The following is an 8,232-nucleotide window of genomic DNA, read 5'->3' on the forward strand; positions in this document are numbered from 1 at the left end:
GCCCTCACTGCCCGACAAAAGCCGGACGCCGTTTGTCCAGGAACGCCTCGACGGCGGTGGTGTGATCGGTGCTGGCGCCGAGCAGCGCCTGGGCGCGGGCTTCGCGGGTCAGCACGTCGCCCAGGGCCGCGCCCGCGTTGTCGGTAATCAACTGTTTGACTGCTTTGAACGCGGCCGTTGGCCCGGTCGCGAGTTGTCGTGCCAGCGCGGTGGTTTCGGAGGTGACGTCGGGGTCGGGCACCACTCGATGGATCAGACCCCAGGCCAGCGCGGTGTCGGCGTCGATGGTGTCGCCGAGCATGAACAGCCCGGTAGCCCTGCTTCTGCCGATCAGAGTGGCCAGGGTCGCGCTCAGCCCCGAGTCGCTCGCCAGCCCGATCCCGCAGAAGGCCGTGCCGAACTTGGCGCGCTGCCCGGCGATGCGGATGTCGGCGCCCAGTGCGATGCCGAGGCCGGCGCCGACGCAGGCTCCGCCGATGCCGGCGACGACCGGAACTTCGATGGCGTCCAGCGCCAGCATGATCGGGTTGTAATGCTGCGTGACGGTGTCCATCGCGTGGCCGGGGTCGGCTCGCAGCGCCTCGACATGCTCGCCGAGGTCTTGGCCGACACAGAAGTTCTTCCCGGACGCGGTCAGGGCCACCGCTCGGATGGTCGCATCGTAGCGAACGGCCGACAGCGCTTGCAGCAGAAGCTCTTTCATGGCGCAATCCAGGGCGTTGGACGCCGTGGGACGGTCCAGGTCGATACTGGCGAGGCCGTCATCGACCGTGTAGGTGACGGTGGTCATCGGGACTGTCCTCCTTCGGTAGGAGGCCAGGAGTAGAAGCCCTGGCCGGACTTGCGACCCAGCTCGCCGCGGGCGACTTTGTCCCGCAACAGGTGCGGCGGCCGGAACCGCTCGCCCAGGGTCTCGTGCAGGTGTTGGGCGATCGCCAGCCGCACATCCAGGCCCACCAGGTCAGTCGAGCGCAGCGGCCCCATCGCGTGGCGATAGCCAAGTTCCATGGCGCGGTCGATGGCCGCCGCATCGGCGACCCCCTCGTCGAGCATGCGGATGGCTTCCAGCCCGAGCGCCACGCCCAGGCGGCTGGTCGCGAATCCCGGCGAATCATTCACCAGGACATCGCTTTTGCCGAGCACTTTGACCCATCGCAGTGCCGATTCGATGGTCGCGTCATCGGTGTCGGGTCCGCGCACCACCTCGATGAGGCTGGATGCCGGGACCGGGTTGAAGAAGTGCATACCCACAAAACGGCGCGGTTGCGCCAGGGCGGCACCGAGATCGGCGATGGACAGCGAACTGGTGTTGCTGGCCAGCACCGCATCACCGCCGACGACTTTCTCGGCGGCGCTCAGCACGGCGATCTTGTCCTCGACGCGTTCGGGCACCGCCTCGATTACCAGGCCGGCGTCGGACGGCAGGTGGGTCAGTGCGGTGACGGTGTGCAGCCGCGCCAGGATGGTGTCGAGTTGATGGTCGTGCGACTGCTTCTGTGCGGCCTTGGTCAGGCCACGAGCCACCCGGTCCCGCGCGGCCGTGGCGGTGTGGGCGTTCGCTTCGGCGATGGTCACCGTCGCGCCCGCGGCGGCGAAGACCTGGGCGATGCCGGCGCCCATCCGCCCGCCGCCGATCACCGCGACCGTGCTGGGCAGGCCGGTCATGCGCCGCTCCTTTCCAGGAATCGGGTCATCCGGTCGGTCTTGTCGTGACTCTCGAACAGCACCGCCTGCGCGAGGTCATCGAGCAGCGGGTGCGGTGCGGCCGCGTCGAGCACGGCTTTCGACAACCGCAGCGCCAGCCCGGAGCAGCGCCCGATGCGGTCGGCCAGCGCGTGGGCGGCGGAGAGCGCCGAGCCCGCCCCGACGACCTCGCACACCAGTCCGTGGCGCGCGGCGGCCTCGGCGTCGAGCAGCCGACCGCCCAGGATGACCTGTTTGGCGATCGACCTGCCGACCAGGTCGGCGAGCCGGTAGCCGGCGCCGGCCGCGGCCAGGATGCCCAATCCGGGTTCCGGATTGCCGAACCGGGCACCCGCGCCGGCGATACGTAGGTCGCAGGCGTAGGCCAGTTCGGCGCCGCCGCCCAACGCATTGCCTTCCACGGCGGCGATGGTCGGCATCGCCAGGGCGGCGATCCGATCGAATACCGCGCGGTTGATCCCGGCCAGCGCGTCGTCGCGGCGCCGCGCCCGCAGTTCGGCGATGTCGGCGCCGGCGGCGAAGTCGCTTCCCGCGCCGGTGATGATGAGCAGCCGCGGATCCCGTTCCAGGTCGGCGCAGACCCGGTGCAACTCGGCGACCATCGCGGCGTTGATGGCGTTGCGCTGCTGCGGTCGGTGCAGTTCGACGACGACACGATCATTGGCCGCGTGCACCCGGAGCGTGTCGAAGACCGTCACAGGCGCAACAATAACCGACCTTTCGGTCGGTTATCAAGGTGGGGTTGGCCGATCGGCGCGGTCGGCGGCTTCCGCAGTGCGATGATGTGCGGTATGGCTGCGCTGCACTCTCGACCCGCCGGCCAGGTCGGGCGCCCGGGCTACGACCTGGACTCGCTGTTGGCCGTCGCTGTGACGGTGTTCAACCAGCGGGGCTACGACGGCACCAGCATGGAGCATCTAGCGAGCCGACTCGGGATCACCAAGTCGTCGATCTATCACCATGTGCCCGGCAAGGCCGAGCTGCTGCGGCTATCGGTCAACCGGGCACTCGATGCGCTGTTCGCGGCCACCAGGACATCCGACACCACCACCGGACCGGCTATCGATCGGCTGGAGAATCTGGTCCGGCGAAGCATTCATGTGCTGGTAGACCAGCTTCCGTACGTGACACTGCTGCTGCGAATCCGGGGTAACACCACCGTCGAGCGCCGCGCGCTGGCGCGTCGTCGCGAGTTCGATCAGATCGTTGAGCAACTGGTGGCCGACGCCTGCGCCGAGGGCAGCGTACGACCGGACGTCGACCCCGCCCTGACCAGCCGGCTGATTTTCGGCACGGTCAACTCGCTCGTCGAGTGGTACAAGCCGACGCGCGGCCTGGGCGCCGATGAACTGGCCGACGCGGTCGTCACGGTGCTGTTCGACGGCTTGCGCGTGGTTCCCTCCAGCCAACGCTGACCCGGTCCGGTTCTCGCGCGGTCACCCGACGGCGCTTGACGCCGACTCGCTCGGCTGCCAGTCTGATAACCGAACGAACGGACGGTTGGGAAAGGATCGGGTCGGATGGCTGCGTTGTTGCAGAGTTACGTCAACGGGCAGTGGTGCACCGCACCGGATGACGGCGTCGCACTCGCCGACGCCGCCACTGGCGAGGCGGTGGCGCGGTTCTCGACACAGGGCCTCGATTTCGCCGCCGTCGTCGACCATGGCCGACGCGTCGGGGGGCCGGCCCTGCGCGAGCTCACCTTCCATCAGCGGGCCGCGCGGCTCAAGCAGCTCGGCAAGCGGTTGATGGCCGACAAGGAGCAGTTCTATCCGCTGTCGTTCGCCACCGGCGCGACCGCGCGGGACTCGGCCATCGACGTCGACGGCGGCATCGGCACGCTGCTGGGCTACGCGAGCAACGGCACCCGCGAGCTACCCAATGACACGGTCTATCTGGACGGCCCGACCGAAAGCATCGGCCGCGCAGGGACATTCGTCGGCCAGCACATCTACACCTCACGCCCCGGCGTCGCGGTGCAGATCAACGCGTTCAACTTCCCGGTGTGGGGCATGTTGGAGAAGCTGGCGCCGGCGTTTCTGGCCGGTGTCCCGACCGTCGTCAAGCCCGCCCACCAGACGGCGTACCTGACCGAACTGGTGGTGCGACACATCATCGACTCGGGCCTGCTGCCCGAAGGCTCGCTGCAGCTGGTGTGCGCCAGCCCGCACGGATTGCTCGACCAACTCGGCGAGCAGGATCTCGTTGCGTTCACCGGGTCCGCCGCCACGGCCGCGGCACTGCGCGCCCACCCGAACGTCGTCAGTGCGGGTGTGCGGTTCAACGCCGAAGCCGACTCGCTGAACTGCTCGATCCTGGGGCCCGACGCCACCCCCGACACGCCCGAATTCGCCCTCTACATCAAGCAACTCGTCGCCGAGATGACCGCCAAGGCCGGGCAGAAATGCACCGCCATCCGCCGCGCTCTGGTTCCGCGCGACCTGGTCGACGACGTGGTGGATGCCGCTCGCGCCCGCCTGGCCTCGGTGGTGGTCGGCAAGCCGGACGCCGACGGGGTGACGATGGGCGCACTGGCCAGCCTCGCCCAACGCGACGAAGTGCTGCGCTCGCTGAAGAGCCTGACCGACGCCGCCACCCTGGTCAGTGGTGACCCGGACAACTTCACGGTCCACGGCGCCGACGCCGATCGCGGTGCGTTCCTGCCGCCGTTGCTGTTGCGCGCCGACGACAACACCGCCGCCGCGCTGCACGACGTGGAGGCGTTCGGCCCGGTCAGCACCGTCATCGGTTACCGCGACGTGGAGGAGGCGATCACGCTGGCCGCCCTCGGTCACGGCAGCCTGGTCGGCTCGGTCGTCACCCACGACCCCGACATCGCCCGCCGCGTGGTCATCGGTATCGCCCCGTACCACGGCCGGATGCTGGTGCTGGACCGCGACGACGCCAAGGAATCCACCGGGCACGGCTCCCCGCTGCCCACCCTGGTGCACGGCGGGCCCGGACGCGCCGGCGGCGGTGAGGAACTCGGCGGCATCCGCGGCGTGCTGCACCACATGCAGCGCAGCGCCGTGCAGGCCTCCCCCGACATGCTGACCGCCATCACCGGCCGGTGGACGACCGGTGCGGCCCGCGACGTCGGCGACGTGCACCCGTTCCGGAAACACCTGGAGGAACTGCGGATCGGCGACACGATCATCGGCGGGCCGCGCACGGTGACGCTCGACGACATCAACCACTTCGCCGAGTTCACCGGCGACACGTTCTATGCGCACACCGATCCCGACGCCGCGGCGCAAAATCCGCTGTTCGGCGGCATCGTCGCGCATGGCTACCTGGTGGTGTCGCTGGCGGCGGGCCTGTTCGTCGAGCCCAAGCCCGGTCCGGTACTGGCCAACTTCGGTGTCGACGCGCTGCGATTCCTCACCCCGGTCAAGGCGGGCGACGCGCTGACCGTCACGCTGACCGCCAAACAGCTCACCCCGAGAATTTCCGCCGACTACGGCGAAGTCCGGTGGGACGCAGTCGTCACCAATCAGGACGACTCACCGGTGGCGACCTACGACGTGTTGACACTGGTCGCCAAGCAACCCATCACCTGCGAGGAGCACTGATGCATGTCGTTTCCGTCTGCTACCGCCAGCCCACCGACCCGACCGCATTCGACGACTACTACGCCGGTACCCACGCGCCGCTGGCGTTGAAAGTGCCTGGGCTGGTGAGCTTTACCACCGGAAAATGTCGGTCGCTGGACCGTTCCGAGCCACCGTATTACATGGTGGCCAAGCTGGGCTTCGAGACCGCCGCGTCGCTCAAAGCGGGCCTGACCTCACCGGAAATGCAAGCCGCCGGGGCCGATGTCGCCAACTTCGCGACCGGCGGCGTGACGATGTACGTCCAGGAGGAGAACGTCATCCTCGGCTGATCGCCGAACTGCCCGCCGCTACAAAGGAATCCAACATGACATTGCCGTCCGACCCGTCGTTTCTTGTCTTCGGCGCCGCCGGGCACATTGGTGGTCCGTGTGCCCAATGGCTCGCCGAGCGGCATCCGACGGCAAAAATTCGCGTCGTCTCGAGCCGGCCAGACATGGCCGCCGATCTCGCCAACGTGCACCCGGGTGCAGAAGTCATGATCGCTGACTATTTGGACGCCGACCACATGATCGCGGCCTTCGATGGGATCGATGCGGCATTCGTCGTCACTCCGGATTTCCTGGACGAGCAGACCGCCATGACCAATGTGGCCGGCGCGATCAAAGCATCGGGCGCGCTGGTCCGACTCATCCGGCTGATCGGCGACCCGCCGGGGCTCCGCGATGAGTCGGAAGTCACCACGTTGCCGGGCTTCGACGACGAGAAGATGAATGTCCAGCATCTGCGCGCCCGCAAGGTCTTAACGGGTGCAGGCGTGCCGGTCGTCTACGCCAACGTCCCGGGGTGGTTCTTCGAGGACTTCTCCGGATTTCTCCTCGACCCCATCCGCGACAAGCGGACGTTCGTCATGGCTGCCGATCGGCCAATGAACTTCATTGCCACCCGCGACATCGGCCGCTGCGTAGCCGAGCTCCTTCTGAATCCGTCGCTGACCGAGATTGGCGAGACCGTTCATCTGGAAAACGGCATCGACGACCTGGTCATGTTCAGCAAGATCCCGCAGATGATGAGCGACGCGTGGGGCGTGCCAATCGGCTACGACGGCACGGACGAAGCATTTCTGCGCGAACTCGGTGAGGGGCTGCGCACGTACTACCGCCGCGACGACGCCGCCGAGTACATCCTCACCTACTGTCACCACGAGGTTCCCTTCATCGAAGAGCTGCTGAAGAGCGGCAACAGCTTGCACGGCACCGAGCGGTGCTTCACACCGAAAATGCTCGGTTTTGAGGCGCTGCCGTTGAAGTCGTGGCTTCGGGAGATGAAGGACGTGTTCGTTCCGGCGGGCGGCTGAGGCTACAGCCACCGATCGCGGTCGCTATTAGGCCTACTAAGAACCCCGGCGATTCCCTATGCTGAGCGAGTGCCAAACAACTATCGAGTGGTTCAGTGGAACACCGGCAACGTCGGCAAGAGCTCGCTGAAGTCGATCGTCACCAACCCCACGCTGGAATTAGTCGGGTGCTACGCCTGGTCCAAAGACAAGGTCGGGCGCGACGCCGGTGAGCTCGTCGGCATCGCACCGGTGGGCGTCGCGGCCACCAATGACGTCGAAGCGCTCCTGGCCCTCAAGCCGGACTGCGTGGTCTACAACCCGATGTGGTTCGACGTCGACGAGCTGGTGCGCATCCTGTCCGCGGGCGTCAACGTGGTGACCACGGCGTCGTTCATCACCGGCGGAAACCTCGGCGACGGCCGCGACCGGATCGTGGAGGCGTGCCAGAAGGGCGGATCCACGATCTTCGGGTCCGGTGTCAGCCCGGGTTTCGCCGAGCTGTTGGCCATCGTGTCGGCGATGGTGTGCAACCGCATCGACAAGGTCACCGTCAACGAGGCCGCCGACACCACGTTCTACGACTCACCCGAAACCGAGAAGCCGGTGGGCTTCGGCCAGCCGATCGACCATCCGGACCTGCCGGCGATGGCCGCGAAGGGGACGGCCATCTTCGGCGAGGCCGTCCGACTGGTGGGCGACGCCCTCGGCGTGGAACTCGACGAGGTGCGCTGCGTGGCCGAGTTCGCCCAAACCACCGAGGATCTCGTCATGGCGTCCTGGACCATCCCCGCGGGACACGTTGCGGGCACCTACATCAGCTGGCAGGGAATCGTCAACGGCAAGACCCTGATTGATTTGAACGTGCGGTGGCGCAAGGGACAGACGCTCGACCCGGACTGGAAGATCGAGCAGGACGGCTGGGTCATCCAGGTCGACGGGCAACCCACGGTGACCACCAAGGTGGGCTTCCTGCCGCCGCCATACTTCGAAGCCACCACCCTCGAGGAATTCATGGACCTCGGTCACATCATGACCGCGATGCCGGCGATCAACGCGATTGGAGCCGTCGTCGCCGCCGCGCCCGGCATCGCCACCTACGCCGACCTTCCGCTGACACTGCCCCGGGGCAACGCGCATGTCGGGCTATAGAGCCGCCGTGCGCCGAGCGGATTTGGCGTAGCGGGCCCCCAGCGGCGGCACCGCGAGCGGACCCTGATCGCGGACCGCCTCGATGGCATTGCGCAGCGGACGAGCCAGGCCCGCAAAGGATCCCATGTCGAACAGCAGCGGCGTCAGCAGCCGGTTGTGCACGAAGCCGAAGGCGCTGCCGGTCTCGGGGTCGGCCCAGCCGAGCGTTCCCCCCAGCCCGACGTGACCGAAACCGCGGAGCAAACCGGGTACCGGCGACTCGTGATAGCCGAGGTGAAAAGGCATGGGCACCACCATGTTTGCGTCGGGCCACTTGCGCCGCGCCTGTCCGGCCAGCCCCCGGGCCAGCTCCTCGGACAGGAACTTCTTGCCGTCGATCCGGCCGTCGTTGGCCAGCGCCGCGAACATCTTGGCCAGGCCCCGCCCGGTCACCACGCCGTTCGCGGCGGGGACCTCGCCGTCCAGGAACGGGGTGTCCCCCTTGATCAG

Annotated in this window: 9 protein-coding genes; 5 read left to right on the plus strand and 4 right to left on the minus strand. The window is 67.6% G+C overall.

Annotation, left to right across the window (positions count from 1 at the left end; all coding sequences use genetic code 11):
* Window positions 1-4 precede the first annotated feature (4 nt).
* Genes Q0W90_RS03405 through Q0W90_RS03415 form a run of 3 tightly spaced genes read right to left on the minus strand, consistent with a single transcriptional unit; the run spans window position 5 to window position 2,402 of the window.
* A complete protein-coding gene (locus Q0W90_RS03405) occupies window positions 5-790 on the minus strand; it encodes an enoyl-CoA hydratase-related protein (RefSeq protein ID WP_297773156.1) in 786 nt (261 codons plus the stop codon).
* The gene (locus Q0W90_RS03410; RefSeq protein ID WP_297773159.1) at window positions 787-1,665 is read right to left on the minus strand and encodes a 3-hydroxyacyl-CoA dehydrogenase family protein; all 879 of its coding nucleotides are present in this window, start codon (window positions 1,663-1,665) and stop codon (window positions 787-789) included. The genes Q0W90_RS03405 and Q0W90_RS03410 overlap by 4 nt, the downstream gene beginning before the upstream one ends.
* Window positions 1,662-2,402, minus strand: coding sequence for an enoyl-CoA hydratase/isomerase family protein (locus Q0W90_RS03415; protein WP_297593596.1), 741 nt, complete (start codon window positions 2,400-2,402; stop codon window positions 1,662-1,664). Before Q0W90_RS03415 ends, Q0W90_RS03410 begins: the two co-directional genes overlap by 4 nt.
* Before the next feature lie 93 nt (window positions 2,403-2,495).
* Here Q0W90_RS03415 and Q0W90_RS03420 point away from each other — a divergent pair, with 93 nt between their 5' ends.
* The 5 genes from Q0W90_RS03420 (at window position 2,496) to Q0W90_RS03440 (ending at window position 7,743) form a co-directional block, all read left to right on the plus strand.
* A complete protein-coding gene (locus tag Q0W90_RS03420; protein WP_297593594.1) occupies window positions 2,496-3,119 on the plus strand; it encodes a TetR/AcrR family transcriptional regulator in 624 nt (207 codons plus the stop codon).
* A 105-nt stretch (window positions 3,120-3,224) separates the two neighbouring features.
* The gene (gene paaZ / locus Q0W90_RS03425; RefSeq protein ID WP_297773164.1) at window positions 3,225-5,276 is read left to right on the plus strand and encodes a phenylacetic acid degradation bifunctional protein PaaZ; all 2,052 of its coding nucleotides are present in this window, start codon (window positions 3,225-3,227) and stop codon (window positions 5,274-5,276) included.
* Window positions 5,276-5,587 (plus strand): EthD family reductase, encoded by a 312-nt coding sequence (locus Q0W90_RS03430; RefSeq protein ID WP_297593590.1) that lies wholly within the window; start codon window positions 5,276-5,278, stop codon window positions 5,585-5,587. The genes paaZ and Q0W90_RS03430 overlap by 1 nt, the downstream gene beginning before the upstream one ends.
* Before the next feature lie 41 nt (window positions 5,588-5,628).
* Window positions 5,629-6,612 carry an NmrA family NAD(P)-binding protein gene (locus Q0W90_RS03435; protein WP_297773167.1) on the plus strand — a complete coding sequence of 328 codons (984 nt, stop codon included), beginning with the start codon at window positions 5,629-5,631 and terminating at the stop codon, window positions 6,610-6,612.
* 69 nt (window positions 6,613-6,681) lie between these two features.
* The gene (locus tag Q0W90_RS03440; protein ID WP_297593586.1) at window positions 6,682-7,743 is read left to right on the plus strand and encodes an ABC transporter substrate-binding protein; all 1,062 of its coding nucleotides are present in this window, start codon (window positions 6,682-6,684) and stop codon (window positions 7,741-7,743) included.
* Here the strand turns inward: Q0W90_RS03440 and Q0W90_RS03445 are convergent.
* Window positions 7,738-8,232: serine hydrolase (locus Q0W90_RS03445; protein ID WP_297697648.1), on the minus strand; the 495-nt coding region annotated here is incomplete at its 5' end. The genes Q0W90_RS03440 and Q0W90_RS03445 overlap by 6 nt on opposite strands.

It is taken from the genome of Mycobacterium sp. (assembly GCF_025933915.1).
Classification (GTDB): domain Bacteria; phylum Actinomycetota; class Actinomycetes; order Mycobacteriales; family Mycobacteriaceae; genus Mycobacterium.

Excerpts from the sequence above, each read along its gene's own strand:
- Q0W90_RS03405 (WP_297773156.1), bottom strand. The coding sequence starts at position 790 with ATGACCACCGTCACCTACACGGTCGATGACGGCCTCGCCAGTATCGAC.
- Q0W90_RS03410 (WP_297773159.1), bottom strand. The coding sequence starts at position 1,665 with ATGACCGGCCTGCCCAGCACGGTCGCGGTGATCGGCGGCGGGCGGATG.
- Q0W90_RS03420 (WP_297593594.1), top strand. The coding sequence starts at position 2,496 with ATGGCTGCGCTGCACTCTCGACCCGCCGGCCAGGTCGGGCGCCCGGGC.
- paaZ (WP_297773164.1), top strand. The coding sequence starts at position 3,225 with ATGGCTGCGTTGTTGCAGAGTTACGTCAACGGGCAGTGGTGCACCGCA.
- Q0W90_RS03430 (WP_297593590.1), top strand. The coding sequence starts at position 5,276 with ATGCATGTCGTTTCCGTCTGCTACCGCCAGCCCACCGACCCGACCGCA.